Origin of the sequence: Pantoea sp. A4 (assembly GCF_000295955.2) — a bacterium.
Lineage (GTDB): Bacteria > Pseudomonadota > Gammaproteobacteria > Enterobacterales > Enterobacteriaceae > Pantoea > Pantoea multigeneris.
Genome location: NZ_ALXE01000051.1, coordinates 33,824 through 54,511, shown reverse-complemented (window position 1 = coordinate 54,511; position 20,688 = coordinate 33,824). Strand labels below are relative to the sequence as shown.

Sequence of the window (20,688 nt, the reverse complement as noted above, 5' to 3'; positions counted from 1 at the left end):
TCCCAACCGCTTCTTGCAACCGGGTTCAACACTGACGTCTTAGCGTGTAAATTTCCCCCTCTCAACCTTATACCGGTTCACCTAAAACCATCCCCTGCCGTGCCTTTGCTGTCAGTTAGTGAAGGATGCCGTACCCAGGCACCCTTGTTTATCGGTTCAGGAGGAGGTGTTAACCGTTAAAGCCGTTGAGAGAATCCACCGTTGCGGTTGACCCACCACATACAATGACCAGTACGTTCTTCTCATTCTCGAGGTTCAGCTTTTTGCCATACAGCGGGGCAAGAGCAGCACCACAAGCAGGTTCGACAAGCACACGATGATCCTCCAGGAAAGTGAGGCAGGCATTTACCGCTTCACGATCGGTCACGACAACGGGCACCACCAGCCGTTTTTGCGCAATGTCAAAGGCGCGCTGGCAGATCTGCCGTGCGCCGAGTGAAGTGGCAACACCCGTAAGTGCGGTGACTTCAACCGGTTTGCCTGCTTTCAGTGCAGCATGACAGGAAGACATCCCCTGCGTCTCTGCGGCATAGATCGGAACATGGTCCAAACCATGACGGCGGAGGCCTTCATCAACGCCTGCAAGCAGGCCGCCTCCGCCTACCGACAGGATCACCGCGTCAGGCCTGATACCCTCAGCAACAACTTCGTCAATCATCGAGGCATGTCCCTGCCAGAACAGCGGATCGTCAAAGGGGTGCAGAAATGCATCCTGTTCCGTCAGCAGCGACAGCGCCAGCTCATTGGCTTCAGACCACATTTTCCCGTGAATAATGATCTCTGCCCCTTCCAGCTGCAGCAGGTGTCGGGCGCGTTCAGAGGTCGTTTCAGGCACCACAACGATCACCGGTACGCCAAGCTGGCGACCTGCATACGCGACGGCGAGCCCAGCATTACCACCGGACGAGGAGATAAAGCGGCGAGCACCTTTTTCGAAATGTTGCTGGCATGCAAAGCCAATACCGCGAATTTTAAAAGAGCCTGAAGGCTGGGCAGCTTCCATTTTCATCCAGACACGGGTGCCGTTTAGCTGGCCCAGCGGCAGGGACTCCAGCAGTGGGGTTTTAATACTCAGTGACATTTGTCAGCTCCAGTTAAAATCAGCATCAGGCCACGGCCTGTACTTACAGCTCAACCTCAAAACCACCAGCCCGCTGGCCGCAAAGAAACCGGCTCGCGTAACAGAATAAGGCCTCGGGCTGGCATAGCGATGCATAGCATCTCTTCACAGTTGGCTGTCTTCAGCTGTCGGTGTTTTTCAGTTCATCGAGGTAGTTATAAATGGTGTAACGGGTCACGCCCAGCGCCTCAGCCGCTTTTTCAACGCCCCCCTTCATCAGAAAAATGCCCCGTTCCTGCATCTGCTGCACGGCCAGCATCTTGGCTTTTTTGGCATCAGCGCGCCGGCTTCCTGGGTTTAACCCCGTCGCATTACTGATAATTTCCTTCATCAGATCTTCGATAGTGTCATGGGGCTGATCGGCAATCCGTACTTCGGCATCCGGAATTTTTACGCCTGATAGCGTGTGCAGCAGCGTGAGTGCGTTCTCTATACCATTGTTATCAACATTGACACACAGTGCTGCAAATGGACGCGAATCTCGCCCCCGGTAAATCGCGGTACCGCTTCGCAACGGCGTGCCTTCACGCGAGAAGGTTTCGTAATCCGGCAAAAGCGTCACACGCTCCTGGCTTTCCTCCAGAGCGGTAATGAACGCTTTATCTTTTCTCAGCCCTGCCAGAACGGAATCCCCTTTTTTACGCCCGGTCACATGGGCATTGGCGATTTCGACAACAGAAAACGCCGGATTGCGCAGGTCATGCAGGACAAGCTCCGTGTTGCCCGGCAGCACACTGCCAATGGCGCGCACTGCCGCGGCAAGTATCTGCAGTATCTCCTGCTCAAAGGACAGTTCGTCAGCTTGTTCAGTCATCACATTTTCACACCGTTTAATTCAACATAATGTTTATCAAAATACCAAATAACGACTATTTGGATCGACATATTGTCGAAATTACTTCAACGAAAGAGATATCCGTGGTCGCGCCAACTCTTCAGGAGGTCGTGCACGTTTGCAGCGACAACGTGTGGAACTGAACAGGGTAGCGGCAATGCACAGGCATGAAACAATCGATTCAACGCCGTGCATTAATGCCCCTGACACGCACTTTTTTAGAGCATCCCTTCAACCACCCCAGAAACAAAATATTTATAAATAATTGATAAAAATCTACAAAATCTCAAAACGCAACCTGGTACAAAAGTTGCAAAACCTCTGTAGCACATGGAGGAACTGAAAATGAAAGCGATTGTAATAGGTGGCGGTATTGGTGGCATGAGCGCGGCAATTGCGCTGGAAAAAGCAGGCATCACCACTGAAGTTTATGAAGCCGTACAACAAATGAAGCCCGTGGGTGCCGCCATTTCCATTTGGCCCAATGGCGTGAAATGCCTGAATGCCCTGGGCATGAAAGAGCAGCTGCGCGCGCTGGGGGGCAATATGGCCTGGCTGGCTTATAACGACTTTGCCAGCGGAAACACCCTCACCCGCTTCAGCATGCAGCCGCTGGTCGATCAGGTGGGTGAGCGCCCCTATCCTGTCGCCCGCGCCGAACTTCAGGCGATGCTGATCGAACACTACGGTCGTAGTCGCGTCCAGTTCGGCAAACGCGTGATTCAGGTGGAAGAAACCCCGGATGGCGTCACCGCAACCTTTGCGGATGGCAGCGAGGCAAGCGGTGATTTCCTGGTGGCGGCAGACGGCACGCACTCGGTGATCCGCCAGTATGTCACCGGAGAGCTCCAGCCGCGCCGATACGCTGGCTATGTTAACTGGAACGGACTGGTGACCATGGACAGCACCATTGCGCCGCTGGATCAGTGGACGACATTTGTAGGAGAAGGTAAACGCGTTTCGCTGATGCCGGTCAGCGGTAATCGTTTCTATTTCTTCTTTGACGTGCCGTTACCGCAAGGGCTGGCCGAAGACCGCGCCAGTGTAAAAGCCGATTTGCAGCGCTATTTCGCTGGCTGGGCGGCTCCGGTGCAGCAATTAATTACGGCCATCAATCCAGAAACCACGAATCGGGTGGAGATCCACGATATTGAACCCTTTAGTCAGTTAGTCCGTGGCCGGATTGCGCTGTTGGGTGATGCGGCACACAGCACCACACCGGATATTGGTCAGGGCGGCTGTGCGGCCATGGAGGATGCGGTTGTCCTCGCCACGGTGCTGGCCTCCCATTCACTGGGTATTGAAGATGGGTTGCTGCGCTATCAGGCTCGTCGCGTGGAGCGCGTGAAAGATCTGGTCCTGAAAGCACGCAAGCGCTGTGACGTTACGCATGCCAAAGATGCGACGGTCACTGCCGCCTGGTACGAAGAGTTGAAAAGCGAAACCGGCGAGCGCGTGCTGGCCGGTATGTGTGACACCATTGAAGGCGGGCCGCTGGGTTAACGCCCCGCCGGGCAGTGTTAATCCGCCAGGCCGCGATTGAGCAGCATCGGGCCGATCTGCGGATCGGCACCCCGCCAGTCGCGGTACAGCTGTTGCAGCTCACTGCTGTTGCCGCGTGAAAGGATCATCTGGCGATAGCGTTCGCCGTTTTCACGCGTCAATCCACCCTGCTCCACGAAGTAGTCAAACCCGTCATCTGCCAGCATCTGGGTCCAGATGTAGGCATAGTAACCGGCGGAATACCCGCCGCCCCACACGTGCTGGAAATAGCTGGAACGGTAACGTGGCGGGACTTGTGGCAGATCCAGCCCCTCTTGCTGTAAGGCTTGCTGTTCAAAGCGGGCGACATCAGCAATTTCTACACTCGTATCAAGACTATGCCAATGCTGATCGAGCAGTGCGGCCGCCAGCAATTCACTCATGTCATAGCCTTTATTAAAGCGGCTGGCGCGATGCATTTTGTCTTGCAGGGCCGCAGGCATCGGCTCACCCGTTTGCCAGTGCCGGGCATAGTGGCTAAACACGGCGGGATGGCTGGCCCAGTGTTCATTTAGCTGCGACGGAAATTCGACAAAGTCGCGCGGCGTGTTGGTGCCGGAAAGGGTGGCATAGCGTTGCGTCGGGAACAGGCCGTGCAAGGTATGACCAAACTCATGGAACAGCGTAATGACCTCGTCCCAGTTAAGCAGGCAAGGCTGTCCGGCAGCGGGTTTCGTATAGTTACAGACGTTATAGATAACCGGCTTACTATTGAGCAAGGTTGACTGGTCAACAAACGTGCCCATCCACGCCCCGCCCAGCTTGCTATCACGCTGCCAGAAATCGCCGTAGAACAGGGCTAGTGGGGTATTATCGGCATCAAAAATCTCCCACACGCGCACATCGGGATGATAGACCGGAATATCTTCACGCAACGCAAAGCGAATTCCGAATAGCTGGCTAGCCGACCAGAAAACGCCCTCTTCCAGCACCCGATCTAAGGCAAAATAGGGCTGAATCTGCGACTCATCAAGGTCGTAACGCGCGAGGCGCACCTGTTCCGCATAGAAGTTCCAGTCCCAGGCGGCCAGTGCAAAAGGCTCGTGTTCAGCATCAATCACCGCCTGAATGTCACTGGCTTCCTGCTGGGCACGGCGGCGTGCAGCCGGGACGATATTGCGCATAAAGCTCAGTGCGGCTTCAGGTGTCGCGGCCATCTGATCTTGCAGCTGCCAGGCGGCAAAGTTCTTAAACCCAAGCAAGCTTGCCTGTTCAGCACGAATTTTTGCCAACCGCTGAACCAGGCTGCGGGTGTCGTTGCTATCGCCTTTTTCGGTACGCAATACCGAGGCCTGATGCAGCGCAGCACGCGTTTCGCGCACCGTTAACTGCGCATTCACCGGCTGCTGGCTGGTGTTGTGTAAACCCAGTAACCAGCCGTCATCAATGCCGCGAGCGCGCGCGGCAGATTTGGCTGCCTCGATTTCATCGGCCGTTAGCCCTGCCAGTGCCGCTTCTCGCTCAACCAGCAATCCACCCGATTTGGTGGCCGCCAGCAGTTGGTGCGTGAAACGGGTGGTCAGTGCTGCCTCTTCCTGGTTCAGGGCTTTGAGCTGCTGTTTGTGTTGCTCACTGAGGCTGGCGCCTGCCAGTTGGAAAGATTGCCACATCACTTCCAGCAGGCGTAAATCTTCCCCCTCCAGCGCCAGATCATTGCGCTGCTGATAAACGGCATCCAGGCGCGCAAACAGGGCGCTATTGAGCATGATTTCGTCATTGAGCGCCGTGAGTTGCGGGGCAATGGTTTCATCGATCTGTTGCAGGGTCGCGCTGGTATTCGCAGAGGTCATGGCGGAGAAAACGTGATTCACCCGCGTCAGCAAGCTGCCGCAGCGTTGAAGTGCCACGCAGGTATTTGCGAAGGTTGCGGGGGCACTTTCGGTCGCAATTGCCTGAACCTCAAGCCGCTTCTCCTCTATGCCTGCCAGCAAGGCTGGCAGGTAATCTTCATCGGTGATGTTGTCAAAAGGCGGTGCCTGATAAGGCAATGAACTTTCAGTGAAAAACGGATTGCTTCGGGCGTTCATACGAGCTCCTGCGGTAAGTACGCGAAAAAGCTATCCTGCCAGTTTCCACCGACGGCGACAACTCACGACGCTTTGGGCCAACAGCGGCTACCGGCCACCCAGGTCTCAGCGATATTTCGATCGTCGCCAAACGTCATCAGGACAAACAGGATTTCCCAGATATCCACGGTTTTGGCCAACCGCAGTGTCTGTAGCGGCGTGACTGCCGGGTCGAGCACCACGAAGTCGGCTTCTTTACCGACGGCGAAATTGCCAATCTTACTGTCCAGATCGAGCGCCCGCGCCCCGCCAAGGGTAGCGTGGTAAAAGGCTTCACACGCACTGAGCTTGTATTGTTGCAGTTGGCCGACTTTATAGGCTTCGCCCAGGGTCTCCAGCATGTTAAAGGTGGTTCCGGCACCCACATCGCTCCCCATCCCCACTTTCACCTGCTGTTGCCAGCTCCGTTTGATATCAAACAGCCCGCTGCCTAAAAACAGGTTGGAGGTCGGACAAAATGCGATGGCAGAATCGGTCTCGTGCAGGCATTGCCACTCGTCATCTTCGAGGTGTAAGCAGTGAGCAAAGACGCTGCGCCGCCCGGTGAGGTTATAGTGGTGATACACATCCAGGTAACCGCTACGCTCCGGGAAAAGCTGTCTGACCCAGGCAATTTCCTGCGGATTTTCACTTAAATGGGTATGCAGCCAGACATCCGGGAACTCGTGGCGCAACTGCTGCACTTTTTCCAGCAGTTGTGGCGATGATGTGGGGGCAAAACGTGGCGTCAACGCGTAGCTCAGTCGCCCTTTCTCATGCCAGCGGGTGATGAGATCGCGCGTCTGTTGATAGCTCTCTTCCGGCGTCTCGATTAGCGCTTCTGGCGCATGGCGATCCATCATCACTTTGCCGGCAATCAGGCGCATATTGTGCGCTAGCGCGGCATTGAACAGCGCGTCAACTGATTCCGGGTGTACGGTAGCAAACACCAATGCCGTGGTGGTGCCATTGGCTAATAGCTGATCGATAAAGAATTCCGCGATCTGCGCCGCGTGCTGCGGACAGTGATACTGGCTTTCAACCGGGAAAGTGTATTGATTGAGCCATTCCAGCAGTTGCTCGCCGTAGGCTCCCATCATTTCCGTTTGCGGGTAGTGAATATGGCTATCGACAAAGCCAGGCACAATGATTTTACCGCTCAGGTCAATCAATTCGACCGCTTCACTGAGCGCCCCTTCCTGCCACGGGGTCAGCGATACAATATGCCCATTGTCGATCAGCAACAGCCCATCGGCGAGATAGCGCACGCTTTCAGGTAGCTGTTCCGGGCTGGCAACCGTATGGCGGAAATCGATAAAACTGGCGCGAATGGCGCGAAGTGGGGCTTGAGGCATCCTGAATCCTTAATCATAAACCGACAATACTCTGACTCACCTTTTGCAAAGCGCGTGCCAGCGCATATAACCCGTTATAGTTTACTTATCAGTAATTTAGCTATGTAACATCACTTTTATATGAAAAAATAAGCCCTTTGTCGTAACGCAACCGGTTGCTTGTCAAGGTCAGCCATTGATACTGTTTTACGCTGCACGCACAACCCTGCGAGCGCGCCCTCTTTTGCACCTCATCAGTGCAACCTTACCCATTCTGGTGCACAAGGTGGTTTGACCCCTGGCTGCGGGAGGGTTGTGTTATGGTGAGTCAGAAGAGCCGAAATCCCATGAAAGGAAGAGTGTGATGATTATTTTTGTAACCGGTGCTACCGCCGGCTTTGGTCAGAGTATCACCCGCCGTTTTATTGCTGCTGGCCATAAAGTGATCGCCAGTGGGCGTCGCGCAGAGCGTTTGCAGGCACTGCAACAGGAGCTCGGGGAAAATCTGTATACCGTTCAGTTCGATGTGCGCGATCGTGCCGCGATTGATACGGTAATTGCCAGCCTGCCAGAAGCCTGGCGTAACATTGATATTCTGGTCAACAATGCCGGACTGGCGCTGGGTATCGAACCGGCACACCGCGCGAGCATTGAAGACTGGGAAGATATGATCGACACCAATAATAAAGGCCTGGTGTACATGACCCGCGCGCTGTTACCGGGCATGGTTGAGCGTAACGTGGGGCATATTATCAATATTGGTTCTGTTGCCGGGAACTGGCCTTATGCCGGTGGCAACGTGTATGGCGCTACCAAAGCGTTTGTGCGCCAGTTCAGCCTTAACCTGCGTACCGATTTGCACGGCACTGCCCTGCGCGTGACGGATATCGAACCGGGCCTGGTCGGCGGCACTGAATTCTCCAACGTGCGGTTCAAAGGCGATGATGGCCGCGCCGATAAAGTCTACGAAGGCACCACCGCCCTGACACCGGAAGATGTGACTGAGGCCGTTTGGTGGGTTGCCACACTGCCGAAGCACGTGAACATCAATACGCTGGAAATCATGCCTGTGTCGCAGACCACCGCGGGATTGAAAGTGTTCAAATCTGAGTGATGCATCCGGCGCCAGCGATGGCTGGCGCTGTTAGCTTCTTCCCCATCCCGCCACGATAATCAACATCCCACTCAGCGCCAACAGCGCGCCCGCCCAGTCCCAGTGACTCAGTTTTACGCCATCAACCCAGCGTAACCACAGCAGTGCGGTCATCACATAGACGCCACCGTAAGCGGCATAGACTCGCCCGCTAGCGGCGGGATGCAGAGTCAAAAGCCAGACAAACAGCGCGAGACTTAAACTCGCAGGGAGCAGCAGCCATACCGATGCGCCCCGCTTCAGCCACAGCCAGGGTAAGAAGCAGCCAATAATTTCTGCCAGCGCTGTCAGGAAAAACAGTAAGGTGGTCTTCAGCAACATAACTTATTCTCAGAGAGTTAAACAAAAGCGGGGATTGATAAGCCACCCAGGCAGTCAATGATATACTCAGCGTTCAGCCTGCGAAAAGGCTGACTGATGGATAGCAAGAGGAATAGAGAATGAAACTCGTCAAACTGACGTTAATCGCTGCTCTGCTGGTAGCAGGGACTGCACCACTGACTTACGCTGCCACCCAACATGTGGTGATTGACAGCGGTAACAATGCGTATGACACCGAAGGTGCACGCCAGAGCCACGAACAGTGGAATGACACCCGCAATCTGCGGAATAAAGTGAACAACCGGGTAGAGAAAGAGTTTGATAAAGCAGACCGCGCGTTTGATAAACGCGATGCCTGTGAAAAAAGCTATAACACCAACGCCTATTGGGAGCCCAATACACTGCGCTGCCTCGATCGTCGTACCGGGCGCGATGTCACCCCTTAAGGTCTCGGTCCTGCTCTCGTCGGGACCCTCGTCAATATAAGGAACGCACCATGAAAATGCACAGCGGAGTGTTACTGGCCGTACTACTGGCGCTTTCAGGTCAGGCGCTTGCCTCCTGTGAAACGGTTAAAGCAGATATCAGTAAGAAAATCGTGGCCAATGGGCTGCCCGAGTCGGGTTTCACGCTGGATATCGTACCTAACGATCAGGCCGATCAGGTGGGTGGTCAGGTGGTGGGCCACTGCGAAAACGACAGCCAGAAAATTGTCTATAAAAAAGTCGGTCAGGATGACAGCAACACCGTTCCTGACAGCGCAGGCAGTTCTCAGGACAGTTCACAGTAGTCCTTTCCCTGCCGTTGCCTACGGCGGGGATTGTTTCCCCGCCTGACAACCTCCTGTTTCGAATGTTGTTATGCCCCTGCTCCTTAGCTGCCCTGTCCCGCAGGCCGCTGCCGTGGCAACATCCAGCCAACCCAGAGCGTTAGCAGTGCAATCAACAGCGCCAGCAGAAATACGCCATGTAGCGACGTGGCGATGCCCTGGGTGAGTTGTTCCAGCACCGTTTGCGATAACTGCTCGCGCCGTTCCGGCGACATAATTTGCTGCACGGGGTCCTGCGCGTGGGGCAAGTGTTGCGCCAGGCCAAAGTTCAATACCGCGCCCATCAGTGCGGTTCCCACAGCCGAGCCGATCATCCGACTAAACATGATTGAGGCGGTACAGATGCCGCGTACCGAGTACTCTGCGTGGTTCTGCACCGATACCAGGAAAGTGGTACTGGTCATCCCCATGCCAGTGCCGATGACAAATGCGGTGACTCCCGCCTGCCACACTGGACTGTGAATATGCAGCAGCAGCAACAACGCTGAACCCAGTGTTAGCAGAAACGCCCCGGTAACGGCAGTGAAGCGATAGGAGGTGATCAGCATCAGGCGGCCACTCAGGGTACTGGCGAGCGGCCAGCCGAGTGACATCATGGCCAGCGCGCTGCCCGCCTGTAAAGGCGAGCCGCCCGTGATCCCCTGAATCCAGGTGGGCAGAAAGGCACTGATGCCCATCATCGCCGCACCAATAATCACATTGCCGAGATTACCTGCAATCTGGATCCGGCTCTGCCAGATAACCGGCGGAAACAGCGGCGCAGGGGTGCGTTGTTCGTTACGCTTTAAGATCCAGCCTGCGAATACCGCCAATAACGCCACTCCGGTCAACCACCAGCCCAACACCTCCGCTTGCAACAGCGCCACCAGCAGCAGCGTAATGGTGATCATCAGCCAGATACAGCCACGGATATTCAAGGTTTTTGCCGGTTCAGAGGACGGCAACGCGGGTAAATAACGCGCCAGCAGTAACATACTGAACAGGCCAATCGGCAGGTTTACCCAGAACACCACCGCCCAGGAGAAGTGTTGTACCAGCCAGGCACCGCTCAACGGCCCAACGATGGCAGCAACGCCCCAGACGCTAGAGAGCCAGCCCTGCACGCTGGCACGTTCACGCGGCGTGTAGATGTCGGCCACAATGGTCGCACTGATGGGCACAATCGCCCCGGCACCCAACCCCTGTATGGCGCGAAACAGAATCAACACCCACATGTTGTGCGCAAAACCGCACATCAGCGAGCCGATCAGGAACAGGGAAGTTCCGATAAAGAACACCCGACGACGCCCCCACATATCTGCCAGTCGACCATAGAGCGGCACCGTGACAGCCTGGGTCAGCAAGTAGATGGAAAACACCCAGCCCAGCAGATTAAACCCACCCAGTTCGCTCATGATGGTGGGCATCGCGGTCGCCACAATGGTGACTTCAATCGCGGCCATAAACATGGCTAACATGCAGGCAATTAACACCCAGTGACGATGCCCGGTTTGAATTTGCGCATTTTCACTCATGCAAAACGACTCCCTTTTCTGCCCATGCGACGCAACAAGCTCGTGTTACATCGCCCTTCGCCGCACGCGAAATGTGACAATGTCACTAATGGACGGGCATTTTCCTGATTAATCTTAAGGCCAATACTGGCGCGGTATACCTGCCGATATCACTTTTTCTATCTTACTGATTTTCCCGTCAAAACTGGCGCAACGCTGAGAGCGCTGCTATAGCCACTTAGTATCTGCCCAGATCTGACTATAGAACAACTGATTAAAACGTATTTTCTTAACCTTTGCGGACTGACTCGACATTCTCCAGGGAGACACACCGATGAGAAAGGCAACACTGGGCAGAAATGCCCTTGGGGTACTACTGGCATTAGTCGCCGTTTTGGCTGCCCTGTACTGGGGGCTGGGGGCGCAAACCCTCGCGGCACACAAAGTGGATCTGATTTATCTTGGTCAACAACATCTGATGCTGGTGGCCGTTTCAATGGGGGCTGCGCTGTTGGTTGGGGTGCCCAGTGGCATTATCCTCAGCCGTCCTTTCGCGCGCCGCTGGTCTGAATCGGTGATGCAAATTTTCAACGTGGGCAACACCTTACCTCCCATGGCGGTTCTGGCACTGGCAATGGTGGTGATTGGCATCGGCGATCGTCCGGCGCTGGTCGCCCTGTTTCTCGCCTCGCTGCTGCCGATAGTGCGTAACACCTGGGCGGGATTAATTGCTGTTCCACCTTCCCTGCTGGAAGCGGCCAATGGCATTGGCATGACCCGCCTACAGCGACTGCTGCATGTGGAACTCCCCAATGCGATGCCGGTGATCATGACCGGCGTGCGCATCGCCACGGCAATCAATGTCGGTACGGCTCCTCTCGCCTTTCTGATTGGCGCACCGAGTTTTGGTGAACTGATTTTCCCAGGCATTTACCTCAATAACTTCCCGATGCTGATCCTCGGCGCGGTGGCAACTGCACTGGTGGCGTGGGTGCTCGATATGCTGCTGGCTGCCGGGGGGCGTCTGCTTAGCCCGCATCTGGAAGCCTGATCTGGAGAATCTGCAATGACATTATCCCGTTTACTCAGTAGCGCGGCCTGTGTGCTGTTGTTAATGAGCCCGCTGGCTCGCGCAGCCAGTCCGATTACGCTGGCGACCAAAAGCTTTACCGAACAGAATATTCTTTCCGCCATGACGGTCCTGTGGCTCAACAAGCAAGGTTTTCAGGTGGAGCCCAAAACCAATCTCTCAACCACCATCGCCCGCAACGCCATGCTGAACAAGCAAATCGATATGACTTGGGAATACACCGGAACGTCGTTGATTATTTTCAACCATATCAGCCAGCCGATGTCTTCCCATGATGCGTATGAAACGGTGAAACGCCTGGACGGCAAACACGGTCTGATTTGGCTCGACCCTGCGCCGATGAATAACACCTACGCCTTCGCGATGACGCGTAAGCGTGCCCAGCAGGAAGGCATTACGACCATGTCACAGCTGGTAGCAAAGCTGGAACAGGTGAGAGAACAGGATAAAAAACACAACTGGTTGTTAGGACTGGATCTGGAGTTTGCCGGTCGTTCTGACGGCCTGAAACCGCTGCAAAAACTCTATCAGATGCCGCTCGACCGTCCGCAAATCCGCCAGATGGACCCGGGATTGGTGTACAACGCGATTCGTGATGGTTTTGTCGATGCCGGATTGATTTACACCACCGATGGCCGGGTCAAAGGCTTTGACCTGCAGGTCCTGGAAGATGATAAGCACTTCTTCCCCAGCTACAACGTGACGCCCGTGGTGCGTAAAGACGTACTGGAAAGCCATCCCGGTCTGGAGCAAGCCCTGAATCGCCTTAGCCCACTGCTCACCAACGAGGCCATTACCGAATTGAACAAACGCGTGGATATCGATCATCAGTCACCACAGCAGGTGGCACGTGATTTTCTTCAGGCTCAACACCTGCTGTAAGGAGATGCTATGGAAACGCTGCTCTATATCGTGAATAACGCATCGAACCTGCTCGCCATGACCTGGCAACACACGTGGATGGTGCTGGTGGCGGTAGGTTTCGCCATTATTGCCGGTGTGCCGTTGGGCATCATCATTGTGCGGGTCAAGTGGCTGGCTCCAATAGTGTTGGGATTAGCCACTGTGGTCCTCACCATTCCCACCATTGCGCTGTTCGGTCTGATGATTCCGCTGTTCTCGCTGATTGGTCAGGGGATCGGTGCCGTGCCAGCCATCACCGCCGTGTTTCTCTATTCACTGCTGCCCGTGGTACGCAATACCCATACCGCGCTGGAAAATTTGCCTGATGGGCTACGTGAAGCCGGACGAGGCATCGGCATGACCTTTTGGCAGCGCCTGCGTTGGGTAGAGATTCCGATGGCGCTGCCGGTGATTTTCGGCGGTATTCGGACTGCCGTGGTGATGAATGTTGGCGTCATGGCGGTTGCCGCCATCATTGGTGCGGGGGGACTGGGCGGGCTGTTGCTGGATGGTATCAGTGGCAGCGATATTCGTTTACTCATCGCCGGTGCGTTGATGATTTGTTTGCTGGCAATGGTGCTGGACTGGCTGCTGAACCGACTTCAGTCGGCGTTAACACCCAAGGGGATTCGCGAATGATTAAACTAGAAAATCTGACCAAAAGCTTTGCGCAGAAAAAGGGACCGGCGGTAAAAGCGGTAGATAATGTGTCGCTGGACGTTCCCGCCGGGGAGATTTGCGTCCTGCTTGGCCCTTCCGGGTGCGGAAAAACCACCACGCTGAAGATGATTAACCGATTGATCCCCGCCACCAGCGGCAAAATCTTTATCAACGGAGAAGATACCAGCGAGCAAGATACCGTTACGCTGCGCCGCAACATCGGCTACGTGATCCAGCAAATTGGCCTGTTTCCCAACATGACCATTGAGGAGAATATCAGTGTGGTGCCACGTATGCTGGGTTGGGATAAAAAACGCTGTCGTGAGCGTGCGCGCGAACTGATGTCAATGGTGGCGCTGGACGCGGATAAATTTTTACAACGCTACCCACGAGAGCTTTCCGGTGGACAACAGCAGCGCATTGGCGTGGTACGCGCACTGGCTGCCGATCCCCCGGTGCTGCTGATGGATGAACCCTTTGGTGCGGTAGACCCCATCAACCGTGAAGTGATCCAGAATGAGTTTCTGGAGATGCAGCGTCAGTTGAAAAAGACCGTGCTGCTGGTCAGCCACGATATTGATGAAGCACTGAAGCTGGGTGACCGCATCGCGGTGTTTGGTCAGGGCAAAATCATTCAGTGTGCCAGCCCTGACGAGCTGTTGGCAAAACCCGCGAATGACTTTGTCGGATCGTTTGTCGGCCAGGACCGAACCCTGAAGCGGCTGTTGCTGGTTCAGGCCGGTGACGTAACCGATCAGCAACCTACCATTACGGTGAAGGGCAGCACGCCGTTAAGTGAGGCGTTTGCCACGATGGATGAACATGATATGCGTTCGGTGACCGTGGTTGATAGCGCTGGCAAGCCGCTAGGGTTCGTTAAACGCCGCGAGGCACGTCACGCCAGCGGCGAGTGTGCCAGCCTGCTGCACCCTTTCAAAGTCTCGGGACGTGCGGAGGAAAACTTACGTATCGTGCTGTCTAAGCTGTACGAACACAACCTGGTGTGGATGCCTATCGTCGATGAAGAGGGCCGGTATACCGGTGAGATTTCGCAGGATTACATTGCCGATTATCTCAGCTCTGGACGGACTCGCCGCCGTATTGGTGCCTGAAGAGGTGCGCCGTAGCCTCTCTGCTACGGCGCAGATCTTTACCCCTGAGTCTCGCCCTGCGGCACGGTGACCGGGCGCTCTTCCCCCGGCAACAGCAAATTCAGCACCATCGCCAGCACCCCGCCCGTGGTTACGGCATGACCAAACAGATTAGCGATCATCGGTGGCAACTGCTTCAACGCATCAGGGACCGCTTCCACACCCAGCCCAATACCAAAGGCAATGGCGATAATCAGCATTTCCCGGCGTCCTAATGGCCGCTGCGTCATGACGCGAATCCCCGCTGCTACCACGCTACCGAACATCACCAGCGTCGCCCCGCCTAACACCGGCGGCGGAATCTGCTGCACCACAGCCCCAATCACCGGGAACAGCCCCAGCAACGCAAGGAGTAGCCCAATCACCATGCCCACATAGCGGCTGGCAACACCGGTCATTTGAATCACACCGTTATTTTGCGCAAAGGTGGTGTTAGGAAAGGCAGAAAAAACAGCGGCCAGAATACAGCTCACACCATCGGCCATAATGCCACCGCGTAACCGACGCTCAAACGCTTCGCCGCTGATCGGCTGCTGAGAAATCATGCAGTTGGCGGTTAAATCCCCCACCGCTTCGATGACACTGATCAAAGAGACCAGGGCAATAGGCAAACACAGCGACCAGCTAAAGGCGAAGCCAAAGTGGAAGAAACCGGGCAGCGCCAGCCACGGCACCTCGGCCACTGATTTAAACGCCGCATGCCCGGTGATAGCCGCTACTGCACACCCCACGCCAATCCCTGCGACCACCGCCACCAGACGCGCCCAACGCAGACGGCTGCGGTTAAGTGCCACAATCACCAGCAGGGTTAACGCCCCCAGGGCAAGATTGGCTGGCGCGCCAAAATCGGCAGCATGATTGCCTCCGGCCCAGTCCGTCATGCTGACTTTAATCAGGCTGATGCCAATCAAGGTAATCACCGTACCGGTCACCACCGGCGTCAGGATTTTATGCAGCACGCCCATACAACGGCTGACCACAATCGGCACCAGCGCGGCGGCCAGGTTGCAGCCAAAGATCATCGCCAGCATTTGCTGTGGCGAGGCCCCCTGCGCTTTTAACATTAATCCGGTGGACAGAATGATGCCGAGAAAAGCAAAGCTGGTGCCTTGCAGACAGATCATGCCGGCACCGATACCGGCAACCCGGCGCGCCTGCAAGAAGGTGCCAAGGCCCGAAACCAACAGCGACATACTGATCAAGTAAGGCACCCAGGCCTGTAGTCCGAGAACACCGCCAATAATCAGGGGTGGCGTAATAATCCCCACCATGCTGGCAAGCACATGTTGTAGTGCAGCAATGAACGCCGGAAGCGGCGTGATGCGCGCTTCCAGGCCGTACAACAATCCTTTTTCCGATGAGTGCGACATAACAGGGCTTCCTTAAAGTAACTCTCTGCCCTGTCTGTTGCATTTTTTGCGCCAGGCAACGTGCTTTCACGCAATATTTTCCACAATCACCTGATTTTAAACATGTTAATTTTTACCCACCGCATGAAACTTATGATTCATGGATCATAAAGGTGCAGCCAATTGTTTCATGTCGTGGCATTGCGTGCACAGCCAGGGTGCATATCACGCTATCCTTGTAACAATCGAACCAGCAGCGAGCCGTTATACATGGCATCTTTAATTAATGCCGCTGCGCCCAGGGTGCCGGGGTCGGGAAAGGCGGTCGGTGAGAGCTGCAACTGTTGATGGTAAGCCGGTAGCGCGTGCTGGCGTAAGGCCTGGACGATGGCCGGATAGAGCAGCGTCGCCGCCGCATTGAGAGGGGAACCCAGCAGGATGTGCTGCGGATGGAAAATGTTAACCAGCGTGGCCAGCATACGCCCGAGGTGCTCACCGGTTTGCGTGATTAACCCGGTTGCCAGCCCATCACCCTGCAGCGCCGCGTTGCACAATGCTTCCAGGCTCAGCGTTTCAGTGTTTAACAAGCTTTCCGGGTGAAACGGCAGGCGCTGGCTGAGCAAACGCAACAGGCTGGCGCGGCTGACGACGGTTTCCAGGCAGCCGCGATGACCGCAAGAGCAAAGTGCCCCCTGCGCCTCAACCTGGATGTGTCCAATCTCTACCCGCGCGCGGCCTTTTTTGTGCAGCAACTGCCCGTCGCAAATGATGCCTGCGCCCACGGTGTCATCCACCACCAGTTGAATCACCTCCGTCGCACCAAAGGCTGCGCCAAACAGGGATTCAGCCAGCGTCCAGGCGGAAACCTCTTGCTGGATAAACACCGGTAACCCGGTGTGCTGCGTTAAGGCCTGCGCTAACGGCAGTTCATGTGCTGCACTCTCTGGCATGTTGTGACTCAACCCTGGCAGGGTTATCGCAATCGCAGTCAGCCTTTCAAGCCGTTGTTGATGGCGAGTGAAGAAGGCCTCAATCAGCTCGGTTAACGGGGCTAACAGAGGCTGTTGCCCATCATGTGGTAACGCGTGCTGCTCTTCCACCAGCGTTTGCGTGCTGAGATCGCGCAGGGTGATGGTGACGGTGTTCTGATGTAAACGTAAGGCGAGAAAATGCCAGCCAGCGGTATCCAGTACCAGCCCCGTTGCCGGACGGCCACGGCTGCCGGGTTCGGCATACTGCGTTTCTGTGACCAGATGGGCATCGACCATTTCGCGGATAATTTTTGTAATACTGGCGGGTGCCAGTTGTGCCAGTCTCGCCAGTTCAATGCGCGAAACCGGGCCATAATGATCGATAAGTCGATACACCACGCCAGCATTCGTCTGTTTTATCTGATCCACATGACCAGGCTGACTGTCCGAGTTCACCAACTGCTCCTGAGTAATTTCGCGCCGCTAAATAATTCTAGGGTCATGGTGCGGGAGATTGCCGTTCAGCGTCAAATTATTGATTAACTTTGTGATTTACCGCACAAATCCGTTATTTTCTCTGCAACAGCTGCATCATATGTTTCATCTGCGCGGTGGGTTCACGCGTCGCTGACCACACCAGCCACAACTCGGACAACGCATCCTCTTCCTGCAACGGTAACCAAACCACATCGGTAAGCCTCGCGCGGCGGAATGAGGCCGGTAAAATTGACACCCCTAACCCCGTGGCGACTAAGCCAAGAATGGTCATGGCCTCGCCCACTTCTTGCGTGATGTAGGGTTTTATCTGGTAGCGATGCAACAGCGCCAGCACTTCACTGTAGAGCGCCGTGCCACCCTGCGGGTCGAAAAACACAAACGGTTCCTGCGCCAATGCCCGAATTGAGATAGACTCCTCATCAGCCAGGGGATGCGCCCAGTGTACCAGGGCATACAGCGGCTCCCGCAACAGCAGCTGATGATTCAAATCCGCAGGCAGCGGTGTGTTGCGCATGACACCGAGATCCAGTCGCCCGTCGTGCAGCGGGTCCAACTGCTGGCGGGTGTTGATCTCCTGCATCTCAATGTGTACCTGCGACCACGCCTGGCGAAACTGAAACAGCGCATCGGAAACTTCACGGGTAAAAGGCGCAGAAGAGGTAAAGCCGATACGCAGTGTGCCCTCTTCGCCCCGGTGCAGACGTGCAGCGCGAGCGGCGGCCAGTTCAACCTGCTGCAAGATAGCGCGTGCATCCAGTAACAGTTGTTGTCCCGCCGCAGTGAGCTGCACGCTGCGGTTGGTGCGAGCGAACAATCGGGCACCGGTTTCTTGTTCCAACTGCATGATTTGCTGGCTTAACGGCGGCTGCGAGATGTTGAGCCGTTGCGCGGCACGGCCAAAATGCAGCTCTTCAGCCACCGCAATAAAGTAGCGCAGATGACGTAGTTCGATATTCATATTTTAAACGTCTTATTTGAGATTATTAATATATTAGACAACCTAATCTCACTTTCCTACGATTAACCCACATTAAATTGCTTTCCCAACCAAGGATATAGTGTGAACCGCTCCTCTCAGGCAGTGATCCTCGACGACGAGATTACGCAAACGCCTGTTTCAACCTCTCTCGCATCAGATAGCTGGATCACCCGTGGTACGCCACAATTTATGCGCGTGACGCTGGCACTGTTTACCGCCGGGCTTGCCACCTTTGCCCTGCTCTACTGTGTACAGCCGATTCTCCCGGTATTGTCACAGCAGTTTGGTGTGTCGCCAGCCGCCAGCAGTATCTCTTTGTCAATTTCTACCGGCCTGATGGCGCTCACGCTGCTGATTACCGGCCCGCTTTCAGATGCTGTGGGGCGCAAGGCGATCATGGTGGTGGCACTGATGCTGGCCGCTATCTGTACGCTGCTCTCCGCTACGATGACCAGTTGGCACGGCATTCTGCTGATGCGCGCACTGATTGGCGTTTCACTGAGTGGGGTTGCCGCCGTAGGAATGACCTATCTGAGCGAAGAGATTCACCCGAGTGTGATCGCCTTTTCCATGGGGCTTTATATCAGCGGGAATTCGATTGGTGGGATGAGCGGACGCCTGATTACCGGCGTACTGACCGACATGTTTAACTGGCGTATTGCTATCGCCCTGATTGGCTGTTTCGCCTTTGCTTCCGCAGTGATGTTCTGGAAGATTTTACCGGCATCACGGCATTTTCGTCCGGTGCCACTGCGCCCGCGCAATTTGCTGATTAATTTCCGTCTGCACTGGCGTGATGCCGGGCTGCCCTGGCTGTTCGCCGAAGGTTTTCTGCTGATGGGCGCTTTCGTCACGCTGTTTAACTATATCGGGTATCGCCTGTTGGCTGCACCCTGGTCACTGAGCCAGGCCTCCGTAGGCTTGTTATCGGTGGTGTACCTTACCGGTTCATGGAGCTCGCCACGGGCCGGGGCAGCAACCGCACGCTTTGGCCGTGGCCCGGTCATGCTGTTTTCCACTGCCGTCATGCTGGCAGGTCTGTTGCTGACGCTGGTGAATTCGCTGTGGGTGATTTTCCCTGGCATGATGCTGTTTGCCGCCGGATTTTTTGCCGCCCACTCCGTTGCCAGCGGCTGGATTGGACCCCGCGCACGACGCGCGAAAGGTCAGGCCTCGTCACAGTACCTGTTTAGCTACTATGCGGGCTCCAGCATTGCCGGTACTCTGGGAGGGGTGTTCTGGCACAATTCCGGCTGGCTGGGCATCACGCTGTTTATCGCCACGCTGCTGCTGGGCGCGCTGGCGGTAGGGGCGCATCTGGCGGGTAAAAAGTTGTAACTTCTGTTGTCTCGGGCGCGCCAGCGCCCTTTATGCTTCTCGCCGCTATAACATATTCCCGGGTTCCTCGTTATACTCATCCAAATTAATCGTTCCCAGGCAATAAGGATGCGCTATGGCGGCTTTTTATTACGTCTCTAAACAGGCTGATTATGCAGACCATCATGTGGTTCATGCGGCTGACTGTCGATTTTTACCTGACAGTAATGACCGGCAATTTTTAGGTACCTTTTACGCGCCTAATGATGCCATCCATCAGGCACAAAAATATTTCCCCAGCGCCGTAGGTTGCGTGACCTGTTGCCCACTCCCATTGCGACGTCATGTTGTCGAAAATTAAGGTTTTATTAAGATTTATCTTTTAGCATTCATTTTAAATTTACTGAGTCATTCTGCATCAGTTTGTTAAGTTTGCATTTTGCGATGCGCTATCTTAGGCGCAAACAATACTCTGGAAATTATCACCATGCGCACGAATAAATATGCCAGCTCACAGATAGCTTTACATTGGTTGACATTTTTACTGGTTGTTGTGGCGTATTGCACCATGGAATTTCGTGGTTTTGCCCAACGTGGTTCTACACTCGGGTTTACGTTGATTATTACCCATTTCAGCGCGGGCACCACGGTGCTGGTGTTGATGTTACTGCGTCTGGTGCAACGCCTGCGTCACCGCACACCAGCCATCGAGCCTAAGCCCCCCGCCTGGCAAACCGGTATGGCACACCTGACCCACTTAGCCATTTACCTGCTGTTTATTATCCTGCCGGTGTTGGGGCTGACTTCACGCTATTTACGCGGACGCGATTGGTGGCTGTTCGGCATTCAAATGCCGGTTGCCAGTGAGCCGAATTTTGAATTAGTGGATAACCTGGTAAGTTGGCATGAAACCCTTGCCACGGCCGGATACTGGCTGATTGGTTTACATGCTGCCGCCGCGTTATTCCATCACTATGTTATGAAAGATAATGTGTTGTTACGAATGATGCCATCTAAACGTAAAGGGTAATAACCTACAGCTATCGCCCCGCTCTGGGGCGATAAAAAATATTCAGGTATAAATTGCGGTTTTAGGGT

The 20,688-nt window shown here is 55.1% G+C and carries 20 protein-coding genes; 11 read left to right on the top strand and 9 right to left on the bottom strand.

From position 1 onward, the window contains the following. Positions 1-169 precede the first annotated feature (169 nt). Positions 170-1,081, bottom strand: coding sequence for a pyridoxal-phosphate dependent enzyme (locus B880_RS0121290; protein ID WP_017349491.1), 912 nt, complete (start codon positions 1,079-1,081; stop codon positions 170-172). A 160-nt stretch (positions 1,082-1,241) separates the two neighbouring features. Continuing rightward, positions 1,242-1,934 (bottom strand): helix-turn-helix transcriptional regulator, encoded by a 693-nt coding sequence (locus tag B880_RS0121285; protein WP_017349490.1) that lies wholly within the window; start codon positions 1,932-1,934, stop codon positions 1,242-1,244. 366 nt (positions 1,935-2,300) lie between these two features. Between B880_RS0121285 and hpxO the strand changes: the two genes are divergently transcribed. Continuing rightward, positions 2,301-3,458 (top strand): FAD-dependent urate hydroxylase HpxO, encoded by a 1,158-nt coding sequence (gene hpxO / locus B880_RS0121280; protein ID WP_017349489.1) that lies wholly within the window; start codon positions 2,301-2,303, stop codon positions 3,456-3,458. Between the two features lie 17 nt (positions 3,459-3,475). On the opposite strand, the gene dcp is transcribed toward hpxO, so the two are convergent. Further along, positions 3,476-5,524, bottom strand: a complete 2,049-nt coding sequence (gene dcp / locus B880_RS0121275; RefSeq protein WP_017349488.1) for a peptidyl-dipeptidase Dcp — start codon at positions 5,522-5,524, stop codon at positions 3,476-3,478. A 62-nt stretch (positions 5,525-5,586) separates the two neighbouring features. Beyond that, a complete protein-coding gene (gene guaD / locus B880_RS0121270; RefSeq protein WP_017349487.1) occupies positions 5,587-6,897 on the bottom strand; it encodes a guanine deaminase in 1,311 nt (436 codons plus the stop codon). A gap of 343 nt (positions 6,898-7,240) precedes the next feature. Here guaD and ydfG point away from each other — a divergent pair, with 343 nt between their 5' ends. Continuing rightward, the gene (gene ydfG, locus B880_RS0121265; RefSeq protein WP_017349486.1) at positions 7,241-7,990 is read left to right on the top strand and encodes a bifunctional NADP-dependent 3-hydroxy acid dehydrogenase/3-hydroxypropionate dehydrogenase YdfG; all 750 of its coding nucleotides are present in this window, start codon (positions 7,241-7,243) and stop codon (positions 7,988-7,990) included. A gap of 30 nt (positions 7,991-8,020) precedes the next feature. On the opposite strand, the gene B880_RS0121260 is transcribed toward ydfG, so the two are convergent. Further along, complete coding sequence (locus B880_RS0121260) at positions 8,021-8,347, bottom strand: YnfA family protein (RefSeq protein WP_026042827.1); 327 nt, start codon at positions 8,345-8,347, stop codon at positions 8,021-8,023. Between the two features lie 122 nt (positions 8,348-8,469). Here B880_RS0121260 and B880_RS0121255 point away from each other — a divergent pair, with 122 nt between their 5' ends. Beyond that, positions 8,470-8,796, top strand: a complete 327-nt coding sequence (locus B880_RS0121255; protein WP_017349484.1) for a DUF1283 family protein — start codon at positions 8,470-8,472, stop codon at positions 8,794-8,796. Between the two features lie 50 nt (positions 8,797-8,846). Then, complete coding sequence (locus B880_RS0121250; protein ID WP_017349483.1) at positions 8,847-9,140, top strand: DUF1161 domain-containing protein; 294 nt, start codon at positions 8,847-8,849, stop codon at positions 9,138-9,140. Between the two features lie 83 nt (positions 9,141-9,223). On the opposite strand, the gene B880_RS0121245 is transcribed toward B880_RS0121250, so the two are convergent. Beyond that, complete coding sequence (locus B880_RS0121245) at positions 9,224-10,693, bottom strand: MDR family MFS transporter (RefSeq protein ID WP_017349482.1); 1,470 nt, start codon at positions 10,691-10,693, stop codon at positions 9,224-9,226. A 313-nt stretch (positions 10,694-11,006) separates the two neighbouring features. Here B880_RS0121245 and B880_RS0121240 point away from each other — a divergent pair, with 313 nt between their 5' ends. The 4 genes from B880_RS0121240 to osmV are packed head-to-tail and all read left to right on the top strand — an operon-like array spanning position 11,007 to position 14,437. Further along, complete coding sequence (locus B880_RS0121240; protein WP_017349481.1) at positions 11,007-11,723, top strand: ABC transporter permease; 717 nt, start codon at positions 11,007-11,009, stop codon at positions 11,721-11,723. 15 nt (positions 11,724-11,738) lie between these two features. Continuing rightward, positions 11,739-12,644, top strand: a complete 906-nt coding sequence (locus B880_RS0121235) for a glycine betaine ABC transporter substrate-binding protein (RefSeq protein WP_017349480.1) — start codon at positions 11,739-11,741, stop codon at positions 12,642-12,644. Between the two features lie 9 nt (positions 12,645-12,653). Then, entirely contained in the window at positions 12,654-13,304 is a 651-nt protein-coding gene (locus B880_RS0121230) for an ABC transporter permease (RefSeq protein WP_017349479.1), read from the top strand. After that, a complete protein-coding gene (gene osmV, locus B880_RS0121225; RefSeq protein WP_017349478.1) occupies positions 13,301-14,437 on the top strand; it encodes an osmoprotectant ABC transporter ATP-binding protein OsmV in 1,137 nt (378 codons plus the stop codon). The genes B880_RS0121230 and osmV overlap by 4 nt, the downstream gene beginning before the upstream one ends. 38 nt (positions 14,438-14,475) lie before the next feature. Here the strand turns inward: osmV and B880_RS0121220 are convergent, their stop codons facing one another. The 3 genes from B880_RS0121220 to B880_RS0121210 form a co-directional block, all read right to left on the bottom strand. Beyond that, positions 14,476-15,846, bottom strand: coding sequence for a nucleobase:cation symporter-2 family protein (locus B880_RS0121220; RefSeq protein ID WP_017349477.1), 1,371 nt, complete (start codon positions 15,844-15,846; stop codon positions 14,476-14,478). Positions 15,847-16,055: 209 nt separating this feature from the next. Further along, on the bottom strand, positions 16,056-17,252 hold the full coding sequence (gene mlc / locus B880_RS0121215) for a sugar metabolism global transcriptional regulator Mlc (protein ID WP_017349476.1): 1,197 nt from the start codon (positions 17,250-17,252) through the stop codon (positions 16,056-16,058). 112 nt (positions 17,253-17,364) lie between these two features. Then, a complete protein-coding gene (locus tag B880_RS0121210; RefSeq protein WP_017349475.1) occupies positions 17,365-18,252 on the bottom strand; it encodes a LysR family transcriptional regulator in 888 nt (295 codons plus the stop codon). Positions 18,253-18,354: 102 nt separating this feature from the next. Between B880_RS0121210 and B880_RS0121205 the strand changes: the two genes are divergently transcribed. From B880_RS0121205 to cybB, 3 genes are all read left to right on the top strand, one after another. Beyond that, positions 18,355-19,611 (top strand): MFS transporter, encoded by a 1,257-nt coding sequence (locus tag B880_RS0121205; protein WP_017349474.1) that lies wholly within the window; start codon positions 18,355-18,357, stop codon positions 19,609-19,611. A gap of 115 nt (positions 19,612-19,726) precedes the next feature. Then, a complete protein-coding gene (locus B880_RS26245) occupies positions 19,727-19,951 on the top strand; it encodes a hypothetical protein (RefSeq protein ID WP_071524428.1) in 225 nt (74 codons plus the stop codon). 126 nt (positions 19,952-20,077) lie between these two features. Then, on the top strand, positions 20,078-20,620 hold the full coding sequence (gene cybB, locus B880_RS0121200) for a cytochrome b561 (RefSeq protein ID WP_017349473.1): 543 nt from the start codon (positions 20,078-20,080) through the stop codon (positions 20,618-20,620). Positions 20,621-20,688 lie beyond the last annotated feature (68 nt).